Genomic DNA, 22,096 nt, shown 5'->3' with positions numbered 1-22,096 from the left:
TATGTTGCTTTTACTTGGTGGCGTTATTGTTGCTCTTACAGTATATTGTTTAGTTAAACAATATGAGACACGGATGGTTTTATTTTGTTCAGGTGTTGTATTAGCCCTTTTGGGTGGTGACCTTATGGGACCTTTAAAAGCCTTTTCCCATGCGATGCAAGAAAATAAACTATTTGAAGCGATTATCTCCGTTATGGGTTTTGCCATGGTAATGAAACTCACAGAATGTGATAAACATTTGATTAATTTACTCATTAAGCCCTTGAAAAAAGCTGGTCCTTTACTGATTCCAGCGACAACTCTAGTCACCTTATTTATCAATACTTCGATTACTAGCTCAGCAGGCTGTTCCGCAGCCGTCGGATCTATTCTGATTCCTCTTCTCATGGCAGCTGGTGTTCATCCTGCGATTGCTGCAGCATCAATTTATGCTGGAACATACGGTGCCATTTTCAATCCAGGCTATGCACAAGTCGCAATTGTTGTTGATGTGGCAAAATCTACACCAGTGGCTGTTGTGGCCAATCATTTTACCGCATTACTTACTGCTGGAGTCATTGGTGCTTTTAGTTTATTAGTAGTGGCTTACTTTAGGAAGGAGAATAAAGGCTATGAATTAGCACCTGAACAAATTGTAGAAGATACAACTGGTGCTTTTAAGGTTAGTTTAATACGTGCGATGATTCCTCTTCTTCCAATTGTTCTTCTTGTTTTAGGAAGTATGAATGTGGTTCCAGCTTTTAAGCAGTTGGCGATTTCTCACGCTATGATTATTGGTGTATTTTGCGCCTTCCTCGTAACGCGGGTCAACCCAGCCAAGATCTCCAAAGAATTTTGGCATGGTGTAGGAGATTCCTTTGGCCATGTATTTGGGATTATTATTTGTGCCTTGGTTTTTGTAAGTGGACTAAAGTCAGTTGGCTTGATCCAAGCACTAATTAATGCTATGATTTCCAATCCATCCATTGCGAAAGTGAGTTCAGCGGCGGGACCATTTCTGCTGGGAGTCATGAGTGGTTCAGGTGATGCAGCAGCAGTTGCCTTTAATAAGGCAGTCACTCCTGAAGCCGTCAAGTTTGGTTTGTCTCCTCTTGATATGGGGAGCATGGCAGCGATTGCTGCCGCTCTTGGCCGTACCATGTCACCTGTTGCTGGTGGGTTGATTATTTGCGCCACCTTAGCTGGTATTTCACCAATAGAAGTTGCCAAACGTAATGCCCCAGGTATGATTTTGGCCTGTATCGCTGTATTGGTATTATTATTATACCGATAAAATAATTTAGATATAACAAACTCAGAAAGTAGTATGGAAATAAGATGAATAGTCAATTTATCCATTTGTAATGAATTGTAGATAAACTAAAAAGATAAGGATTGTCAAAGGCGGTTTCAGCTTTTGAGCAATCCTTATCTTTTTTTATTTAAAAGCAGTTGTAAAATTACTGTAAGGTGTTTACTAAAACACCGACTTTTTCAATGGAGACAACAACTGTATCTCCAGATTTTAACCATTGTTGTTGATCTTCTGGATAACCTAATGTTACGCCACTTGGTGTGCCAGAAAAAATGATGTCTCCAGGTTTTAAGGTCAGATGATGAGATAAATAGCTGACCAGTGTGGCGCAATCAAAAATCATGTCACGGGTATTGGCATCTTGGCGAACTAGGCCGTTTACTGTGCATTTAATTTCTAGATTCGTGGGATCAACTTCATCTGAAGTGACTAGATAAGGACCAATAGGGGCGAAGTGATCACAAGTCTTGCCAAGTAACCACTGGCTCGTGCGGAATTGCAAATCTCTGGCTGAAAGGTCGTTGCCAACTGTATAGCCAAAGACATAAGAGAGGGCATCTTCTTTAGAAACATTTATAGCCTCTTTGCCAATTACAATGACGAGTTCTGCTTCATAATCAAATTTTTCTGCTGTCTTAGGTAGAACAATCTTTTGCTTATGGGCAGCGAGAGCATTGTTGAACTTACTAAATAAAAGTGGCGAAGTAGGAAGATTTAAATTACATTCTTCTCCATGACTAACGTAGTTTAAACCAATGCAAATTATTTTTTCGGGTTTGGTAACACATGGTGCATGGATAACATTGTCTTCCGGAATGGTTTGTACAGCTTTCTCGGCTAATTCACCTAACTGGACTAGACTTTGTTTTCCACCAGCAATGACTTGTTCGATTGTTACTGGAATTTCAAGGGAATAGTCAGTAGCAGCTTGTGCAACATCGATGATACCTTGCTCTGTTTTAATTCCTAGGCGAATTTGTTCTTCTACCTTAAAATTAACAAATTTCATCATTGACCTCCTCTATATTTGCATCAATAGGGATTCCTTATCATTACTTTATAACAAGACGATGAAAATTTTTCTTACCTTTACGGATCAGTAGGCTATCGTTTTCAAATAAGTCGGCAGTTAATACGAAATCGAGGTCAGTGACCTTACTATCGCCAAGATGAAGTCCGCCTTGTTGAATAAGTCTTCGACCTTCACTTTTCGAAGAGACAATAGCTGTGGTTGCTAGGATGTCAATTATTTTTGAACCTAAAAGATCAGGTGTAATGGTTACTGTGGGAGCATTATCGAGAGCGCCAGCACCGCTAAATAGTGCTTCAGCTGCTTGCTGGGCCTTTTCAGCTTCCTCTTGTCCGTGAATCAGCTTCGTTACTTCAAAGGCGAGAGTTTTCTTGGCAATGTTAATTTCTTTATCTTGGAGAGCACCTAAGCGACGGACTTCATCCATGGGCATAAAGGTGAGAAGAGCAAGACATTTTTCTACGTCTGCATCATCAATATTGCGCCAATATTGATAGAAATCATAAGGTGAAGTTTTTTCGGCATCAAGCCAGAGGGCTCCAGCCACTGTCTTACCCATTTTTCGTCCATCGCTGGTTGTGAGTAGAGTGAAGGTTAGACCATAAGCTAGTTTACTTTCTTTGCGACGGATCAGGTCTGCGCCGGCAAGGATATTAGACCATTGATCATCGCCACCCATTTGCATGATGCAGTCGCACTGGCGATTAAGTGCTAAGAAGTCATAGGCCTGCATGAGCATATAGTTAAATTCTAAGAAGGATAAACCTTTATCAAGACGTTGTTTAAAACATTCTGCAGTGAGCATCCGATTGACAGAGAAGTGCATGCCAATTTCCCGTAAGAAATCAATATAATTGAGTTCAAGGAGCCAGTCTGCATTATTTACCATTAATGCTTTTCCATCGGAAAAATCAATGAAACGTTGCATTTGCTTTTTAAAGCGTTCTCCATTATAAACGATATCCTCTTGGGTCATCATTTTTCTCATGTCGGTCTTGCCGGAAGGATCACCGACCATTGTTGTACCGCCACCGATAAGGCAAACAGGACGATGACCTGCTTGCTGCATATGCGCCATAACCATCATTCCTAGAAAATGTCCTACATGCAGGCTATCAGCAGTAGGATCGAAACCGATATAAAAAGTAATTTTTTCTTTTGCCAAAAGCTCAGCAATTTCATCTTCATGGGTTAGTTGTTGAATAAAACCACGTTCTTTTAAGATATCAAGTACAGACATTGATTGGAAAACCTCCTTATATCTCGGATCTGGCATCCGGTAAAAAAAAACGTCCTTAGTAAGGACGGATAGAACTCCTAGGTACTTTTACTACAATTGAATCGATAAATCCTAATTGTAATATAGCAGGAACGACTGCTGTTGTCAATGTTACCCAAACCATCTTCTTTTAATGGAAGAGATGCGATTTATACAATTAAATTCGAACTTCAAAACCACCTTTTGGTTTGGTTGTTGACTCTGTTTTTACAACATTTTTTTTGCTCGCTATTCTTGGTAACATTTGTGGTGTTGACTCATGACTATTTTGTGAGAGAATGAGATTTACAATATCATCACTGCTTTCTGTAGAATAATCAACAGAAGTTTTTTGTTTTTGATTATTGTTTTTCCACCAGTGGACAGCAATTAAAGTCAGTGTCATTAAAAAGATAAAGGCAAAAAAGAACGTGAAACCAGAAGATGAAGAGGTCGCCTTAGGCAATTGAGTTGTAGGGGGAATAGCTGTTTCGGAAGTCGTCTCTTTTGATGTACTATTGGAAGTTCCAGAAGTAGTCATGGGTGGGATGGTGTTATTGGTCTGGGAACTTACATTTGAGGCGGGTGGAGACTGCTCTCCTTTAGATGGCGAGAGAGTTTGGGAATTTACGGTTGTTGGAGTTTGTGTATCAGTCGAATGAACTCCAGAAGACGTTTTCATACTAGGTGGCGTAGGTGGTATGGGCTTTGTTGGTGGGGTTGGCGACTGCATGAGTAGGACTCCTTTATAAAAAAATATAATATGCCAGGCATAAGAGAATTAGCGTTATTTATAAGATTTAATTCAACGTATATAGTTTGTAAATTATTCATTTACAAACAAATACCTCTTTTTTTGAAAAAAATTAATTTCTTACTCTATAAAAAAACAAATTTTGTAAATTTGCAAACAAGACCAATTAAATTACTTTTATGTAAAAAAAAGGTATTTTTATATTTGAAACGAATAGATAAAAACATGTTTATTTTAAAACGAATTGTATTGAGGTGAGGTCATGAAGAAAAATAAAATAGTATGGTCTTTATTCTCAACAATACTAATGAGTAATACTCATTCTGTTGATGCAGCGACGCCACCGCCAATAGAAGAAAAGGTAGCGATTGCAAACAATGGAAAGGTCTCGATAGATTCTATTGTTACTAAGGCCGCGGCACTGATTAACAAGGGGCTTCCTGAACAAGCCATTGTTTTACTTCAACCATATATGAAGGATAAAATTGGTGTTGATTCTGTACAAGAAACTTATATGGAGGCTATTTTTAAAAGTGGTACATATGACGTTGTCATAGAAGAAGGAAATCGCATTTGGCCTCAACGAGCAAAAATGCCAGTTTCTATGCAAAAGATGTTAGCTGAGAGCTACCTTCGTTTAGGAAAGAGTACAGAAGCATTGACTATTTTCCGAACGCTAGCAGAGACACAACCCCAGGATCAGGATGTAAAAGCTAATTTAGCCTATACCTTGGTTTACAGCGGACAAACTTTTGAAGGCCTAGGAGTCTATAATCAATTACTACGGAATCATCCTGATATGGCAGGGATTTTTGTGGAGGATGCTATCGCATTGTTATCCCAAGGAAATATCCTTGGTGGTCGTTCGTTGTTTGAAAATATACTGACGCTGTGCCCTGAAAAAATAGAGTATCGACAACGTTATGCTGATACTTTGGCCATATATAACATGGAAGGAATCGTCCAAACTCAATATAAAAAATTAGCTAAAGTTCAAAATATCCCAGAAAGCGAGCAACGTCGCCAGCGTCACGAGAAGGCGATTGAGTTGGCTAGGGCGCAACAATTTTCTGAATCCCTATCGATATTACGTTGGTTACATGAAACTGAGCTTACTGATGAAAGCATAACCTTCGACTATATCACAGTACTGCATTGGTCTGGTAATGAGGAAGCGGCAATAAAACTGTATGAACAATTGCCGAATAGCCAAATACCTGATTATGTACAGCAAAACATGGTTGATGCTTATGATAATAGTGGTGATTATCATAAAGCTCTTATTGTTTTACGTTCTTTACCAGATCAAAGTAATCGGAAAACTAAATTGAGGGAAGCTGAATTTTTAATGCGTCTTGGGGAAGAATCGACAGCTCAAGTTATTTATGAAGAGCTTCTTAGTCTTGATCCTAAAGATGCTGAAGTATATTTGAGTCGAGCGTCCTTAACAGTTTCTATGGAAGCTGCTTGGAATCTTGAACAGGCTCTTCGGTTTATTCCACGGGTTCCCAAGAATGAAATGGGTATTCGTCAAATCAAAGCTGATTTAGCCAGTGAATATATTAGACTTAATCAGCCAACGCGAGCAATTTCTTTGCTTATTCCTTATATCAATGATAAAACTGCAAGTAATTCCATGCAGGGTGATTATATCCTTGCTTTGAAAACAATGGGTAACTATAAGTTGGTTACAGCAGAAGCTAAGCGCCTTTGGCCTGACTATGCTAAAGCACCATTATTTGCCTTGGGAACTGTGGCTGAATCATATATACAATTGAAGCAATTTCCCAAAGCCATTGCATTATATCAACAAATGATAGCCATAATGCCTGATGATCTAACTGATCAGAGGAACTTGGCTTTCAATCTTATGTTAGAGGGTAGATTAATTCAGGGACTGGAGGTTTATCATCAACTCATGATGAAACAGCCGGATCAGGCGATGATCGCAGTTCAGGATGCCACCTTATTATTGGCGACAGAAAAATATGTGATTGGTAAGTCCTTATTTGAATTAATTAGTAATCTCTTTCCGAGTAATACTTTGTATCGACGGCAATATGCTGATATGTTAGCTAAAAATTCTCTGTATCAATCGGCTTATACACAATATGAATCCGTCTCTCGTACTCCTGATTTTCAAGTAATCGGTTTAACGGGCATGGTGAGGATGGCTCTGGCTTTAGATGACTATAAAAAAGCCAAAATACTATTAGAAACATTAGAAAAAAACTATGGACGCAGTAAGGCTGTCGCTGCCGTGGCTAACCAATATGATGAACAGAAGAAAGGGCAAGTGGATCAATTTTTTAGCTCTAATACGAGCTATAAGCAGACCCAAACGAGGAGTTGGGATGTAACGGCTAAGCAGTATGTTAAGGAGAATTACTCGATAATGACAGGTATGGGAAGTACTCGCTTTGATGATTTTAGTACAAATGAACATCAAGTAGTAAAGAACAAAATGCTTGCTGTCCGTTACAATGATTTGTATCAAAAAACTGAACTGCGTTACGATATGAATGATTTTGGAAATTCTTTTGGTACCTTTACTTTAAGTTCTGAACAGAGTTTACCTGGTGAATTAAGTATTAAGCTGGAAGTAGGGCGCTCCTTAGTTAGTGATGTACAGGCTTTAAGCCAAGCTAGTGGTCCTGTTTTTTTCAATAATTATGGTATGACTTTAACTAAAAATTTAAGCAAGAGAGAGAATATAGAGATTGGAATCAATCGTTCTCTCTATAATGATGGTAATCAAAGCAGCGGATATTCTCTAGATCATAATTACACCCTATATATCAGGGGAGATGATACCTTAACTCGTAATTTATACTGGAATAGGACTTGGTTTGGGATGCAGGATTTAGTCTATGAAAGTCCTGCTCTTAGAGAAAGTCTTGGTGCGGGCTGGACCCTCAAGCGAAATGCGGAAAAGGGATATTGGCAAGGGCAGATCGTTGCCAATTGGGATCGAGATTATCCTGATCGTTTGGCTTTTAATCCTTATGCAAGATTAGAATATCATCACGATTTTTCAGAGAATCACAGTTTAATGATTGGAGCTGAATATGGACTCAAGACTGAGAATGCATTGGGTAAGGGCGGGTTTCATTTTGAACACCGACAATTTGATGCGTTATATACAATAACATGGTAGGAGGGATGGTTAATGTTTGCAGGGTATAAGTGCTTGTGTTTGATGATAATTGCTGTGCTTTTTATGATGCTATCTCCTGCCTACGCTGCTGGAACTGCAATACAGGATGTCATTGTATTGTGTTACCATGATGTGGGGAAAACAACAAATGGGGAAAAAGGAATAAATCAGTATACAGTAACGAAAGAAAATTTAATGCTTCATTTTAATTTATTGAAAAAAATGGGTTTTCAGCCCATTTCTGCTCAGCAGTATTTAGAGGCGAAACAAGGCAAAGTATCTCTGCCCGCAAAAGCAGTTATGTTAACATTTGATGATGGATACATCTCATTTTATAAGGATGTATTTCCTTTATTAAAGGAGTTTAACTATCCTGCCATGTTTGCTTTAGTTACTTCTTGGCAGCAATTTGGAGCAGCGCCATCTGTTGGCTCCCTAGTGAATTGGGATCAGGTAAGGGAAATGGAATCATCAGGACTAGTAACAATTGCCTCACATTCTCATAACATGCATAAATTTGTTGTGAATAACTCTTTTACTAATTGGGGTCAGGAAGCAGCTAGTTTAGTCTATAGTAAGGATGGGTATGAGACGAGAGAGAACTATCAAAAACGCATGATGATTGATATGGATTTAAATCAACGTGTATTTGAACAAAATCTTGGTCATCGTGTTAAATTTTATGTATGGCCCTTTGGTGCATATACTAAGGTCGGTGCTGAAATTGCTCAAAGGGCTGGCATGGAACTGCTTTTTACTCTTGATGATGATATCAATACTGCAATGCACCAAGGGTTAGGTGTCAATCGAGAGATTATTTATGATAATCCAGGAGAAAAAGAATTTTTGCAGTTATTATCCAGAAAATCAGCTAAGCCGGCTCCCTTGAAAGTTGGCCAACTGGATATTGATTTGATATATGATGCATCTCCCATACAATTCGAGAATAATATTGATATGGCTATTGAATTCTTGGAAAGTTCAGGTGTTAATACTGTTTTCCTGCAAGCCTTTGCCGATGATAAAGGGACAGGAAATATTGAAAGCGTATACTTTTACACCACTGTTGCCCCTGTCAAACAAGACGTCTTTAGTCATGTTGTACAGAGATTGCAAGACAAGGGGATGAAGGTATATGCTTGGGTCCCTACGTTGGCTTGCCAATGGCTGTTAAAAGGTCATTCAGAAGATAGAGTACAAGCTTCTGATCCTTTGAAAGAAGGTTGGTATACTCGTGCAACACCTTTTAGTTTGAGAGTGCGGGAAGAATTAAAAAAACTGTTCAGGGATTTAGCGGTTTATAGTACGATTGATGGAATCTTATTTCAAGATGATCTTTATCTAAATGATTTTGAAGATTTGTCACCTGCAGCAAAAAAAACATTTCAAGAACAATTTCATCAAGAGTTAACAACAGAACTATTAAAAAATAAAGAGATTATGCAAGAATGGACAAATATGAAGAGCAAAGTGTTAAATGATATCACAATGGAGTTAATGGAAGAGGTATACCAATATCGTCCGCGGGCTAAGGTCGCTCGTAATATTTATCCTAATGTAATTGTTACTCCTGAATCCAAAGAATGGATGGCTCAGGATTATGAAGAATATCTAAAACTTTATGATTATACAGTGATTATGGCCTATCCTTTTATGGAAAAAGTTCCTGATTCAAATCAGTGGCTCGCCCAATTGACTCAGTTTACGATGAGTAAATCTGGGGCGGCTGACAAAACAATTTTTAAATTACAAAGTTATAATTGGGATAAACAAAAATGGATTTCTTCTTTGGTATTGTCGAAACAGGTGGCTATATTAAAAAGTAAAGGTGCTTTTAACCTTGCTTATTATCCATTAAATATTTATTCGGTACAAGAGAAACCCTTATTCTTCTAGAGCAGTTTACGCTTTTCGTGAAACGAGGTGACAAGACATGAGTAGCATCATTCAATTTATTGCAGATTTTGTTTTCTATTATCCCTTAGCCATGAGTATCGTGTGGATTATTGGTGCTCTTTATTTTTATTTTCGTCATGAGGCAGGTCGCAAACGATCTATACCTATATTGTCATCTTATCCAATGGTTTCCGTTATTATCCCTGCTCATAATGAGCAAGATGCCATTGAAAGTACAATACTTGGTGTGTTGGAATCCGATTATCCTAACTTCGAAGTTATCGTTGTTGATGATGGCAGCAAAGATCGAACACCCCTTATTTTGCAAAAATTAGCAAGGGAGCATCCAAAAGTTCGAGTTTTAATTATGAAACAAAATATGGGTAAGCCTAGTGCGCTGCGCTATGGATTTTTAGCATGTCTGGGCGAAATAATTTTTGCAATTGATGCTGATGCTTATGTCGAGCCTGATGCTATGCGCTGGATGGTGGGACATTTTGTGACAGGTCCTCGTGTAGGAGCCGTCACTGGTAATCCTCGAGTGCGTAACCGGACAACATTACTCGCTAAGATTCAAGTTGGAGAATATTCATCGATTATTGGTATGATTAAACGAACTCAACGGTTATTAGGAAAAATATTAACTGTATCCGGAGTGATCGCTGCTTTTCGCAAACGTGCTTTACTTGATGTTGGATTATGGGATATCGATATGATTACGGATGATATTAATGTGACGTGGAAACTAGAGAAGGGTTTCTGGGATATTCGGTATGAACCCAATGCCTTATGCTGGATATTAGTACCGGAAACCATTGGTGGTTTGTGGAAACAACGTTTGAGATGGTCACAGGGAGGCGGAGAAGTCATTCGTCGTCACGTTGATATTTGGTTTAGTTGGAAACAACGGCGTTTATGGCCGATTTATATTGAATATGTGGTGTCAGTATTTTGGTCCTATGCTTATGTAGTATTTGGATTGTTGTGGATCATTCATTTTATAATTCCTCATTCTTTGCCTACAGTAGAGCTTTTACCCGATTGGAAGGGGACAATCCTCGTCGCTTTATGCTTGGTTCAATCGATGATTGCTCTATATATTGATAACCGTTATGAAAAAAATATTATTTGGTATCACTTTTGGGTAATTTGGTACCCTCTATTTTATTGGTTATTGACAGCTTTAGCGACTGTCGTTGCCACACCGAAAGCTCTATTTCGTAAAATGGGTAAACTGGCTGTTTGGAGTAGTCCAGATCGAGGGCTATAAATAGAAAATAATCTAGGTAACACAAAAAGGGGGGAGAAATATGGCATATATACCTGTGACCCAATTGCGAAAAAATCGCAGAAAAAATAGGTCGATGATCTGCAGAAAAAGGTTCTTTCGTTGCGTAATTGTACTGATTGGGATTTTGAGTATATTATTATTTCCTATATTATCTCAGCCTTTCATTAGTAATGGAAGTACCTTGCTTGCTGTATGTATATTGTTGTTATTTGGCATCATTATGATTAGTTTAACCCTTCGATTAGTGAAGAAATGCAACTTTTGGCTGGCAGAGCGGAAACATGCAGTGAAGGAAATTCGAAAAGCTCAAGATGAAAGGGCTAGCGGACGGAAGAAGGAAGTCATGGTGATTGATAGACCACGGCTGCAGAATGCATTCATTCGTGGTCTTGAATCCATATTTTCAATTTCTGCATGGGCATTTTTTTTAAATCTGATACAACCGTTTATGACTACAATTCTATGGTGGCAAGGATATAATTTAATGGAAGGAAATGCATTTTCCTTAGCGACAATTGAAGGAACTCTGATCATGATTGAATCCTCTATTTATTTTGGGATTTTTGTATTTTTAATTTTACTGTCTTGGTCTCGATGGAATTATTGGCGTTATGGTCGATTGAATCGTCGTGGGGCGCGCCCTCTTGTATCAACCACTGATTTAGCAGTATTTTTTGATGTTCCTCTTGCGACTGTTCAAGAAGCCCAATCTGTTAAATTTGCTCATGTTGTTGTTGGACCAGGATTTATTAATTTTGAAAAAAATAGCAACTATGATATGAAAAAAGTTTGTGTATATGCTCTGCTTTTCTTGTTGTTATCGTTTCCAAGTCAAGGTTTAGCAGCGACTTTTTCCACATCCATGTCTGTTCTTGGTTATGATCAAGATCTTGTTGTAACAGGTGCAAAAACCAATCTAACTTTGCCCTTTCCTGTACCGAAAATAACTCCTCTTGCAGGCAGTATGGTTAATTTGATTATTGAACCAGGTAGAAATGTCAATGATTTGAGCAATTTTACTTTTTATATGAATGACCAACAGATTGCTACTTTTTCTGCAAGTCAGTTGCGTGTTAAACCAAATGTACAACTCCCTTTGCCTAATGATATTGTTAATAAAGGTCAGGCACAAGTAGGAATTGTAGCCAATGTATTTGCAACAAATGATCTTTGCGCAGATTATCAAAGGGGTTATCTCTTCTATACTGTGCGTCAGTCATCGGCATTAACCATGCAATTTACACCACCAGCTCCGAAAACAATACCAGAGTTTTTTAATACCTTAGGAAATGGTTTAGTGATTATTATTCCTGATAATCCAACGTTGAGTGAGATGGCCAATGGAGCCTGGGCCTATGGTATATTACAAAAACAATATCCTCATGTACCCGTAAAGTTGATATTTGCGAATGAGCGAAACAAATATTTAACTCTTCCACGGATATGGATTGGGCTAATCAATCACTTGCCTGGCGCACTTGGTAGTTTTACACAAGGATTACATTTACCTTTTCCTGATACCTTAGTCATGGCAGCTGAAGATGATGAAAACTTACAAGGGATGACTAAGCAGTTGGCTCAACTCGCGGTCATGGAAGCTGTGCCGAGTTCTAATATTTATGTGAGTCATCAAAGCCAAACTCAGGGACTGGCAACTCCTCAGGAAAGGTTACATTTTGGGAATCGTGTCGCGCAAGAAGGGATCTTATCTGTACCTGTCGATTTTGAAATTTATCCTGGGATGCTTTCAGCCATCCCCAAAAAAATGAAGTTTCACTTGGAAGGACGATATGGTCCAAGTAATATTGTAGGAAAACAAGTACGTCTAGACGTATTTTTGAACCGTAAATTAATTCATAGTGAATTATTGGATTCTTCTGGAGTGCTCAATCAAGATATTATCTTACCGAGTTCCCAGGATTTCAAAGCACATAATACTTTGAGTGTTGTATTTGAATATCCAGATGACCATGGGTATTGTAAAGTGAAAGGCATGGTACAATCTGTCCAAATTCTTCAATCAAGTTATGTTTCTGGAATTGACAAGTTTTCAACCAATCATTTTAGTTGGTCAAATGTTGGTATGTTATTTAATAAAAAAGGACTTATTTTACTCAGTGATCAATCGTCACCCGATTTGGTGCGCTCACTAGGAGAAATGGTTCTTCTCATGGATAAGCAATTGCCATCAGGAGTATTTGCTTATCCAAGCGTCAACAGTGTGAGCCAATTTTCCAGTAAAATGACTCCTGATTATCTGATGATGTTAGGTCTGGCTCAAGATATTCCTGAGGAAATGCAGCAAGCTCTTCCTTTACAACGGAGTAAGGACTATACTTTATATAGAGAGGATGGCGGAACCGTTGCTTATCGCTATCAAGCTGTTGGGAATACCATCTTGGGGCAAATCGGCGATTATCATGGTATACCTCTCATTAGCGTTTCTGCAAATATGCAGCTCCAGTCCTTACCTAATGCCATTAGAAATCTCCAGAATTCCAGAACTTATGATGAATTGGCAGGAAATATTTTTATTGTTAATGAACAAAATCAGATCTCTTCTTTTAGTAATCGTCCTTTGGATAGTCATGAAGAGGATTCTCGCTATTCTTGGATGGTGCCGATTACTACACTCTTTGACAAAATGATAGGATTCGCTGAGCAGTATCAAAGACCAATTTTATTGGCTCTTGGTATTTCGGCTTTTATTGTCATAGGAAAAATGATGTTTACTTCTCGTAAAAAAAAGAAAAAATAAGAACAGGACCGTTGTGGTCCTGTTCTTATTTTAGCCAGTTATTTCATACTAAAACCTTTACTGTCTAAGAATTCCCGCATATGAGGGCGCTGTTTTCCTGCCAGCAGTGTTGAAACGCCTTCTGTCCAAGTTGTGCTGCGAACGTTATTGGTTCGTTTTTTATAGTAATTGCTAATGAGAGTATCGTACTCTCTCAATCGTTCCTCATCTCCATCAGTGTTATAGGATTCTTCCTTAAGTACCAGAGATAGAGGGAGTCTAGGTTTTGTGCCGTTGATTTTTTTTGGATAGCCAAGGCACATACCAAAGACAGGATATACATGATGGGGGATCTGAAGTAATTGGCAAACCTCTTGGGGATTGTTTCGAATTCCTCCGATATAAACTCCGCCGAGTCCAACCGATTCTGCTCCAATCATGATATTTTGCGCCACTAAAGCCGTGTCCACAGTAGCAAGAATAAAAGTTTCAGTATAGCCTTTTTCGATTTCTACATTGTTCATGTTGCAAGCTTTTTCAAGTCTGTTTAAATCAGCACAAAAGACTAGAAAAACAGGACATTCTACTACATATTTTTGGTCGCCAACTAAAGCCGCTAATGTTTGTTTTTTTGCCTGGTCTTTGACACGTATAATGGTATAGGCTTGGATATGACTAGAGGTAGAGGCATATTGACTAGACTGTATAATTTGATTGAGCAATTGATCGTCAATTTGTTTTTCAGTGAAGTTTCGAACCGAGGTATGGCTTTTTAATAGTTCTAAAACACTGTCCATATAAGCCTCCTGACTATTTTCCGCGACCAGCTTTTCGCATAGGCATTTTGTGATTTGCAGCATTAGTGCCTTTTACATTGGTAGCTTTTTGAAAAGCCTTATTATTTTCCATTGCTTTTTTCTTCTTTTCAAGTACAAGGGCCATTAAATCCATATTTATTCCTCCTTCGTTATTAATGAGTACAGCGCATAAGCCATAATTACTTGCGCTAAGAAAGCTTGTTTCATAGGGTTTATTTTCGATTTTAGTTGATAGAAATCCTTTATTAATGGTGGAAAAAAGTTACTTAGCTTTTGGTTAGTAGGATTATTTTTCAAGTTTTTATCTAAGTTGCTTGCCCCTATGATTTATGCTATGCTAAATGCCGGATGAATCACATAGGATCTTACAACGATTAAATCGAAAAATAGATAACCAGAAGATTAGATGAGATTATTTATTGCTAAAAAACCGAGTATGGCAGATGAAAGTGCAAAATGTCTGCCAGGATCTATGGTTCGCAAAGATATTCGTATTTATGCGTTGCATGAAATAATAAATGATAAAGATAAAATCATTATGAGTATGTCTAATCGAAATACAGTACCAATGAAAATACTTAATAAAGGAGATAACAAATTTTTTGTTATTGAATAAAAATGAAAAAATTGATTATTGCAGAAAAACCATCTGTAGCAAGAAATATTGCTGATGCAATCAATGCAAAAATTAGAAAAGATGGTTTTATTGAAGGAAATGACTACGTAATCACTTGGGCTTTCGGACATCTCTTGCAATTATACGATGTAAAAGATTATGATCCATCCTTAAAAGGCTGGAGATTAGAAAATTTCCCTTATATTCCCCAGGAATTTAAATATAAAGTCAAAACCTCTGGGATGAATAAACAGCAAGTAGATAGTGGAGCGCAAAAGCAAATTGATATTATCAATTCTTTGATTGCAAGATCAGATATTGAAGGCATCATTGCTGCGACAGATGACGATCGTGAAGGGCAGGTAATTTTCGACGAAATAACAATTTACCTGAAAACCAAAAAGCCAGTTGAACGATTACTGCTAAATGAGTGGACAATTGACGAAGTCAAAAGGGGACTACAGAATTTAAAACCTAATAGTAAGATGCAATCGCTGCAGGATGCGGGACTAGGACGTCAATTGGCCGATTGGCTAATTGGCATTAATCTTACCTCAGTAGCAACTGTAAAATATCGTGGTGACGAAAAAATAAAAGTTTTAAATATTGGTCGGGTTTTATTGCCAACATTGAAGATTATTTATGATCGTGATAAGGAAATCGAAAGCTTCCAAGAATCTAGATATTATAAACTGATCGCAGAATTTAATACACGCCAAAAGATTACGTTCGAAGGTACCTATTATGAAGATGATAATGAAAAGTTTGAGCAGCAAGAGTATCTCGATGTTATAAATGGCAAAATAAAGGGCAAAAATGCTGTGGTTATGTCTAAGACAGTGGAAAAGAAAAAAGAATATCCACCATTTTTATTTAACTTGTCTAACCTACAGGGGACTGTTACCAGTAAATATAAAGACTGGACATCGGATAAAGTATTAAAGACAGCGCAATCTTTATATGAAAAAAAAGCCATTACTTATCCACGTACGGCTAGCCAAGTTCTAGATGAAAGTTTAATCGAGAAAACTGAAAAAGTATTAAATGCTCATAAGCAGGGTAATCCCTTTGCGAGTGAAATCATATTTCACACGGCTAAAAGGATATTTGATAGTAAAAAGGTTGAAAGCCATTCTGCGATCATTCCCACATATATGGTACCAGGAAATTTAACTAATGATGAAAAGATTGTCTATGATGAAATAAAAAATCGTTTTCTAGCCCAATTTATGCCTGTTGCTGAGAGTGAGGAAACTATTTTAACCATTAAGATTGATGATGAAATCCTAAAAGGAATATTTATCAGTAAAGGCAAAGTTCAGCTTACTGAAGGATGGAAAAAGATAGAGAAGGTAACTGTCAAAGAAGTAAATTTGCCAAGACTTACAGAAAAGGAACCGCTGGTAGTCAAAAATGGAAAGGTAACAGAAATCAAGCGTAAAGCCCCTAAAGCTCATAACGAAAAAACCTTGTTACGGGTTATGGAGACCTGTGGGAAAAGTTATGAAAAGGAAGATTCTGAGGAAATGATGCTCGCCATACTGAGTGGATTTAGTATTGGCACACCGGCGACTAGGGCTGAGACAATAAAAAAATTAAAAGATGTTGGCTATGTCAGAGCCAAAGGAAAAAGCCTTGTTTGCACTGAACTTGGCAAAATGCTAGTGGAAAGTTTTCCCGTACCAGATTTGTTTGATTTAGAGTATACTGGTAAACTTGAAAAAACACTGTCCGATATTGAAAAAAAGAAATTTCAAAAAAGCGATTTTATCAATATGATCGTAGAGTTTATCAATCAATCAGTCAATGCCATAAAAAAAGATCCAAATTTCGGCGCGAAAGGTACTGTGTCCAGTGATGTGGAAATATTGGGCCAGTGTCCAGAATGCAATAGTCCTGTAGTGGAAACGGCTAAAAGTTTTGGTTGTAGCAATTGGAAAAATGGCTGTAAATTTGCCATATGGAAAGATGATCGATACATTACGGGTTTTGGTAAACAAGTTTCGCCAGAAATGGTTAAGTTATTACTGCAAAATGGTCGGGTAGGTTTTCGGGGGCTAAAAAGTAAAAAAGGAACAACCTTTGCAGCCTATTTTCATTATACAAAAGATGAAAACACAAGTCGCTACAACTGGAGCATGGAGTTTATTGATAATTGAAATTGTACCAAATACAAGCAGAGAAATGTTAAAAAAAATAATCGTAAATACAAGGAACGAGTTGGATCATTGATCCAGCTCGTTTCTTGTCAAATGGTTACTAAAAGGTTCCTAGATAATAAAAAAATAGATAATACCCGTATCTTTTCTAGACCTCACATTGACTAAGATTATAGAATACAACCATTGGTTGATAAAGGGACTACGATTATTGAAATGAAAAAATCCTAATTGGATTAAAAAAAATTGGACTTTAAATTAGGGGGAAATGTTATGTCAGAATTTAAAAAAATTATTGAGGAAAGACGTTCGGCAAATAACTTTGAAAAAGGATTAAAAATTCCTGAAGAGGACTTTGCTGATATTTTTGGTTTATTAAAGCTTTCACCGTCATGTTTTAATCTTCAACATACCCATTACTTAGTGATTACGGATGAAGAAAAAAAGGAAAAACTCCGTGATGCTGCATTTAAACAGTATAAGATACACAGTGCTTCTGCTGCCATAATCGTCTTAGGTGACAAATTAGCATATAAAAATGCTGAAAAAATTTATTCGGGTATGCTTAACCTAGGTATTATGGACAACTATGAGTACAATAGCACGATTGAAGGAATAAACAATCTCTATGAAAGTGGTGGAGATGAATTTCTACGAATGGAGGCAGTCAGAAATGCTTCTCTTTCAGCGATGATGTTTATGCTTATCGCAAAAGACAAAGGGTGGGATACTTGCCCGATGATTGGTTTTAATCCAGAGGAAGTGCGGCAAATTTTTAACATTCCTGAGAGATATGAAATTGCCCTTCTGGTAACAATGGGGAAAGAAAACCCTGGGAAACGGAGAATGCGGGGATACAGAAAACCTATTGGAGAATATGTTTCGTACAACAGCTTATAATAAGATTTTTTACTAATACGTTAGTAATTTAGTATAACGAGGATTATCGTTGATCAAGATAAGGAGGGAAATAATATGGTAAAGAAATATCCAGCAGCTAAGCATGGAAGAGCAGATCACGGTTGGTTAAAAAGCCTGTTTCACTTTTCCTTTGCTGAATACCATAACTCAGAGCGGATGGATTTTGGAGTTTTACGGGTTGTGAATGATGATTTAGTGGAATCCCATACTGGCTTTGAAATGCACCCCCACCGTGACATGGAAATTGTATCTTATGTCATCGATGGCGAACTAACCCACGGCGATAGCATGGGTAATAAGAATACCATTTCTCGTGGACACATCCAGTATATGAGTGCTGGTACAGGCGTTTTTCATAGTGAACATAATTTAGGATTACAGACATCACGTTTCTTGCAAATTTGGATAAAACCTAATCAAAAAGGATTAAATCCCCAGTATGGAGATTACAGATATGAGTGGGATTTAAGAAAAAACAAATTATTACACCTAGTCTCATCAGAAGAGGGGGGAGCGCCAGTTCGGTTAAATGCAGATGCCAACTTTTACGCTTTAGAACTGGATAAAGGGCTAGAACGAGATTTTAATGTTAAAAAGGATCGACAAGCTTATGTAGTTCAGATTGAAGGAAGTTCTGATATTAATGGTGTAGAATTAAACGCAAAAGATGCTCTAGAAAGTGTAGGGGAGCCCCTTCGAATCAAAGCATTGGAAACAACCCATGTATTGATCATAGAAATGAAAAAAGCCTAACAACTACTATAAAAAAATGGAGGAATATATTATGACAAACACTTTTTTTGATGCGGTAAAAGCAAGAAGAACCTATTATGCCCTTAGTAACGAGCAAATAACCACAGATGAGCGAATTCAAGAGATTGTGAACGAGGCAGTGAAGCACGTACCATCAGCATTTAACTCCCAGAGTGCTCGCGTGGTCGTTCTTATCGGTGCACAACATGAGCGGTTATGGGATATTGTTAAAGGGGAATTGAAAAAGATTATACCTGTAGAAGGATTCCAAGCTACTGAAGATAAAATCAACGGTGCATTTCGCAGTGGATATGGATCGGTTCTTTATTTTGAAGATCAAAGTGTTGTGGAAAGTTTGCAGCAACGTTTTCCTCTTTATAAAGACAACTTTCCCATTTGGTCAGAGCAATCATCAGGAATGTTGCAGTTTACTATTTGGACGGCCTTAGAAATAGAAGGCTTGGGTGTATCTTTGCAGCATTACAATCCAGTGATTGATGATGCGGTCAAAACAGAGTGGAATATTCCAACTCACTGGAAGATGATTGCTCAGATGCCTTTTGGCAAGCCAGTTGCCGAAGCTGCTCCTAAAGAGTTCCAAGCTTTAGAACAACGTGTAAAAATATACAAGTAATTGAAGGAATAGGCTGGACGTATGATCAGCCTATTCCATTAAGCTATATTCCAGTTTTATCCGATCCATGTTTATAATCAACTCGCGTTGAAATAAAACCTGTTGAAGAAGATTTTATTGCCACTGGCAGAGTCATTGTCATGATGGGATGGAAAGAACTTTATGGGGCCAATCTTAAAAAGACGGAGGGGCTATGTTTCATACATGAAACATAGCCCCTCCGTCTTTGCTTTACCTAGTGTTGTACTAGATCGCCTGAAAAAACTCTCAGAATTTCAACATTCAGTTTTTGCGCTTCTAATATTGCTGTCATTTTAGCATCAATGCGATGTAAAGTCGGGAGTACTTCTTCTTGTTGATCTGCAGAGATTATTTCGACCGTTGCATGCAGCTTTTGTAGTTCAGTGGTCGTTGATTCTTCTAAACGTTGCAGTCGATTGTCGATAGCTGCTAGTTTATCTAATAAGTTAAGTAGTAATTCTTCATTCATGTTATTCACCTATCTTTATGAAATGGATGTGTATATTTTGGCCATATAGAATCCATTATACATTGATAAAAGCAATCGTCGGAGATGAGATCAAAGACCATGGCGGCGTGCAGACTATCAATAAAGCTAGAAGTTCTTTAATGGATTCCATATATAACTTTTTGTTGGCTCATTATACCCGTTGTAGTACCACTACGTCAATAATTGTTATAAAAAAAGTAGAATATTTATTACTTTTACAAGAAAAATAACCTGACAGTATAAACTGTCAGGTTATTTGACTTTTTATTATCACGGAGTTTCTTTTGGATCGATGATGGCAATATCGCCTTCTTCTCCAGTACGAATTCTAACAGCATTTTCGATTGGGTAGATGAAAATCTTTCCATCGCCGATTTTTCCAGTGCGACATACTTTTTTTACTGTTTCGACCACTGTAGCAACGGGTACTTCACATACTACAATTTCAATTTTAATACCAGCTAACAGATTAATCGTATATTCTTTGCCACGGTATACTTCAGTATGACCTTTTTGTAATCCGCAACCAAATACTTGGCTTACAGTCATTCCTGTGACGCCGATGGTTGCTAAGGCTTCTTTCAATTCTTCTAATTTACCAGGGCGAGTGATAATATCAATTTTAGTGATTTGTTTCATAAATGATTACCCCTTTTTATCAAATTTAGGGACGAGGTTGAGCTGTTTCCCAGCTTGCAGTTGTTACTTTTGCTGATGGCTGTAAAGCTGTAGCGAAGGATAGGGAAGAACCAGCAGATACATCTTGGTAGATATAACCCCGTTCACCGTGTTCAGTAATATCCAGACCCACTTCTTCATCGGTTTCATCAGCACGTATTTCCATAAATAGACCGATAAGTTTCAAAATGATAAAGGTCATAACAATCGCAAAAATCCAAGTAGTACCAACACCAATTAATTGATTGACAACAAGGTCAGGATTACCGAAAAATAACCCATTATCACCTGCAGGATTGACTGCTTTAGAAGCGAATAAACCAGTGGCAATCGCTCCCCAAGTACCACCTACGCCATGGACTCCAAAAGCATCAAGAGAATCATCATAACCCAGTTTGTTTTTGACTACGCTGACAGAAAGGAAACAGATGATACCGCTAGATAAGCCGATAAGGACAGCAGGTATAGTACTAACGAAACCCGCAGCAGGAGTGATGGCGACAAGACCTGCAACGCAACCGCTGGCAGCCCCTAAGATTGTAGGTTTACCATGGGATAACCACTCAACCACTACCCAGGAAACTGTTGCAGCAGCTGCTGCTACGTGGGTCACTACAAAGGCACTGGCAGCAAGACCGTTTGCAGATAATGCACTGCCGGCATTGAAACCGAACCAACCAAACCATAAGAGGGAAGCTCCAATAATGGTCATTGGCAAATGATGAGGCAGCATAATTTCACTACCGTATCCTTTGCGCTTGCCGATCATAAGGGCAACGATCAAACCAGAAATACCTGAAGAAATGTGAACGACAGTACCACCAGCAAAATCTAAAATACCCATATTGCGCATCCAACCATCTACGCCCCATACCCAGTGAGCTAAAGGATCATAAACAAAGGTAGACCACAAAAGAGTAAATAAAACAAAAGCAGGGAATTTCATACGTTCAGCGAAAGAACCAGTAATGAGTGCAACGGCAATTACGGCAAACATTCCTTGAAATATCATGAAAGCTAAGTGAGGGATTGTTGCAGCATAATCAGCATTCACTGTTTGATCGACACCATTTAAGCCAAACCAAGCAAGGCTACCAATTATATTATTCATGTCAGGGCCAAAAGAAAGAGAGTAGCCCCAGAGAACCCATTGTACTGAAATAAGACCAATGACAAAAAAACTTTGCATAATTGTACTTAATACATTCTTACTTCTGACCATACCACCGTAAAATAAGGCAAGGCCTGGAGTCATGATCATAACAAGGGCAGCACTGATTAGAACAAAAGTAGTATCCCCCGTGTCAATTTTGGCAGGCTCTACCGCTTCTACTGCTTCGGCAAAGACTGTTGATGCACTAAGTATCATAACCATAACATAGGAAATCATAATGGTAAATAGCTTTTTCATGTTAAATTCCTCCCGTATTGTTTTTTAGTTTTAGGAAAAGGTAATATTCCAAGGCTTTATATTTTGTGCAAATAAAGAAAAAAACGCCTAAAGGTAATTATCATACCCTTAAGACGTCATTGTCCTTGATAGACTTAAAATACCTCCGCAATTAGATGCGAAGGCGTCATTGCCTATT

The 22,096-nt window shown here is 37.9% G+C and carries 18 protein-coding genes; 10 read left to right on the top strand and 8 right to left on the bottom strand.

The window, feature by feature from the left end; genetic code table 11:
• Position 1: 1 nt before the first annotated feature.
• Positions 2 to 1,273, top strand: a complete 1,272-nt coding sequence (gene dcuC / locus ACAN52_RS01985) for a C4-dicarboxylate transporter DcuC (RefSeq protein WP_378951412.1) — start codon at positions 2 to 4, stop codon at positions 1,271 to 1,273.
• 166 nt (positions 1,274 to 1,439) lie between these two features.
• On the opposite strand, the gene ACAN52_RS01980 is transcribed toward dcuC, so the two are convergent.
• The 3 genes from ACAN52_RS01980 to ACAN52_RS01970 form a co-directional block, all read right to left on the bottom strand.
• Complete coding sequence (locus tag ACAN52_RS01980) at positions 1,440 to 2,306, bottom strand: fumarylacetoacetate hydrolase family protein (protein ID WP_378951410.1); 867 nt, start codon at positions 2,304 to 2,306, stop codon at positions 1,440 to 1,442.
• A gap of 40 nt (positions 2,307 to 2,346) precedes the next feature.
• Positions 2,347 to 3,564 carry a tyrosine--tRNA ligase gene (gene tyrS / locus ACAN52_RS01975; protein ID WP_378951407.1) on the bottom strand — a complete coding sequence of 406 codons (1,218 nt, stop codon included), beginning with the start codon at positions 3,562 to 3,564 and terminating at the stop codon, positions 2,347 to 2,349.
• Positions 3,565 to 3,760: 196 nt separating this feature from the next.
• Positions 3,761 to 4,315 (bottom strand): hypothetical protein, encoded by a 555-nt coding sequence (locus tag ACAN52_RS01970; protein ID WP_378951404.1) that lies wholly within the window; start codon positions 4,313 to 4,315, stop codon positions 3,761 to 3,763.
• 283 nt (positions 4,316 to 4,598) lie between these two features.
• Between ACAN52_RS01970 and ACAN52_RS01965 the strand changes: the two genes are divergently transcribed.
• The 4 genes from ACAN52_RS01965 to pgaD are packed head-to-tail and all read left to right on the top strand — an operon-like array spanning position 4,599 to position 13,438.
• A complete protein-coding gene (locus tag ACAN52_RS01965; protein WP_378951401.1) occupies positions 4,599 to 7,493 on the top strand; it encodes a tetratricopeptide repeat protein in 2,895 nt (964 codons plus the stop codon).
• A gap of 12 nt (positions 7,494 to 7,505) precedes the next feature.
• Complete coding sequence (gene pgaB, locus ACAN52_RS01960; protein ID WP_378951398.1) at positions 7,506 to 9,389, top strand: poly-beta-1,6-N-acetyl-D-glucosamine N-deacetylase PgaB; 1,884 nt, start codon at positions 7,506 to 7,508, stop codon at positions 9,387 to 9,389.
• A 37-nt stretch (positions 9,390 to 9,426) separates the two neighbouring features.
• Positions 9,427 to 10,659, top strand: coding sequence for a poly-beta-1,6-N-acetyl-D-glucosamine synthase (gene pgaC, locus ACAN52_RS01955; RefSeq protein ID WP_378951395.1), 1,233 nt, complete (start codon positions 9,427 to 9,429; stop codon positions 10,657 to 10,659).
• Positions 10,660 to 10,699: 40 nt separating this feature from the next.
• The gene (pgaD, locus tag ACAN52_RS01950) at positions 10,700 to 13,438 is read left to right on the top strand and encodes a poly-beta-1,6-N-acetyl-D-glucosamine biosynthesis protein PgaD (RefSeq protein ID WP_378951393.1); all 2,739 of its coding nucleotides are present in this window, start codon (positions 10,700 to 10,702) and stop codon (positions 13,436 to 13,438) included.
• Between the two features lie 38 nt (positions 13,439 to 13,476).
• Here the strand turns inward: pgaD and nfsA are convergent, their stop codons facing one another.
• Positions 13,477 to 14,214 (bottom strand): oxygen-insensitive NADPH nitroreductase, encoded by a 738-nt coding sequence (gene nfsA / locus ACAN52_RS01945; protein ID WP_378951390.1) that lies wholly within the window; start codon positions 14,212 to 14,214, stop codon positions 13,477 to 13,479.
• A 13-nt stretch (positions 14,215 to 14,227) separates the two neighbouring features.
• Positions 14,228 to 14,368, bottom strand: coding sequence for a hypothetical protein (locus tag ACAN52_RS01940; protein WP_378951387.1), 141 nt, complete (start codon positions 14,366 to 14,368; stop codon positions 14,228 to 14,230).
• Between the two features lie 273 nt (positions 14,369 to 14,641).
• On the opposite strand from ACAN52_RS01940, the gene ACAN52_RS01935 reads away from it, so the two are divergent.
• The 5 genes from ACAN52_RS01935 to ACAN52_RS01915 all read left to right on the top strand — a co-directional run bounded on the left by ACAN52_RS01935 (position 14,642) and on the right by ACAN52_RS01915 (position 19,318).
• The gene (locus ACAN52_RS01935; protein WP_378951384.1) at positions 14,642 to 14,851 is read left to right on the top strand and encodes a hypothetical protein; all 210 of its coding nucleotides are present in this window, start codon (positions 14,642 to 14,644) and stop codon (positions 14,849 to 14,851) included.
• A gap of 2 nt (positions 14,852 to 14,853) precedes the next feature.
• Positions 14,854 to 17,010 carry a DNA topoisomerase gene (locus ACAN52_RS01930; protein WP_378951381.1) on the top strand — a complete coding sequence of 719 codons (2,157 nt, stop codon included), beginning with the start codon at positions 14,854 to 14,856 and terminating at the stop codon, positions 17,008 to 17,010.
• 273 nt (positions 17,011 to 17,283) lie between these two features.
• Positions 17,284 to 17,910, top strand: coding sequence for a nitroreductase family protein (locus tag ACAN52_RS01925; protein ID WP_378951378.1), 627 nt, complete (start codon positions 17,284 to 17,286; stop codon positions 17,908 to 17,910).
• A 75-nt stretch (positions 17,911 to 17,985) separates the two neighbouring features.
• Complete coding sequence (locus ACAN52_RS01920; protein WP_378951375.1) at positions 17,986 to 18,684, top strand: pirin family protein; 699 nt, start codon at positions 17,986 to 17,988, stop codon at positions 18,682 to 18,684.
• Positions 18,685 to 18,715: 31 nt separating this feature from the next.
• Positions 18,716 to 19,318 carry a nitroreductase family protein gene (locus ACAN52_RS01915; protein ID WP_378951372.1) on the top strand — a complete coding sequence of 201 codons (603 nt, stop codon included), beginning with the start codon at positions 18,716 to 18,718 and terminating at the stop codon, positions 19,316 to 19,318.
• 235 nt (positions 19,319 to 19,553) lie between these two features.
• Here ACAN52_RS01915 and ACAN52_RS01910 read toward each other — a convergent pair whose 3' ends face one another.
• From ACAN52_RS01910 to ACAN52_RS01900, 3 genes are all read right to left on the bottom strand, one after another.
• Positions 19,554 to 19,808, bottom strand: coding sequence for a hypothetical protein (locus ACAN52_RS01910; protein WP_378951816.1), 255 nt, complete (start codon positions 19,806 to 19,808; stop codon positions 19,554 to 19,556).
• A gap of 291 nt (positions 19,809 to 20,099) precedes the next feature.
• On the bottom strand, positions 20,100 to 20,468 hold the full coding sequence (locus ACAN52_RS01905; RefSeq protein ID WP_378951369.1) for a P-II family nitrogen regulator: 369 nt from the start codon (positions 20,466 to 20,468) through the stop codon (positions 20,100 to 20,102).
• A 25-nt stretch (positions 20,469 to 20,493) separates the two neighbouring features.
• Entirely contained in the window at positions 20,494 to 21,918 is a 1,425-nt protein-coding gene (locus tag ACAN52_RS01900) for an ammonium transporter (RefSeq protein WP_378951366.1), read from the bottom strand.
• Between the last annotated feature and the right edge of the window lie 178 nt (positions 21,919 to 22,096).

The sequence above is a fragment of the Pelosinus sp. sgz500959 genome, from assembly GCF_042610375.1.
In the GTDB taxonomy this organism is placed as follows: Bacteria; Bacillota; Negativicutes; order DSM-13327; family DSM-13327; genus CTSoil-075.
This window is presented reverse-complemented; position numbering and strand designations above follow the sequence as displayed.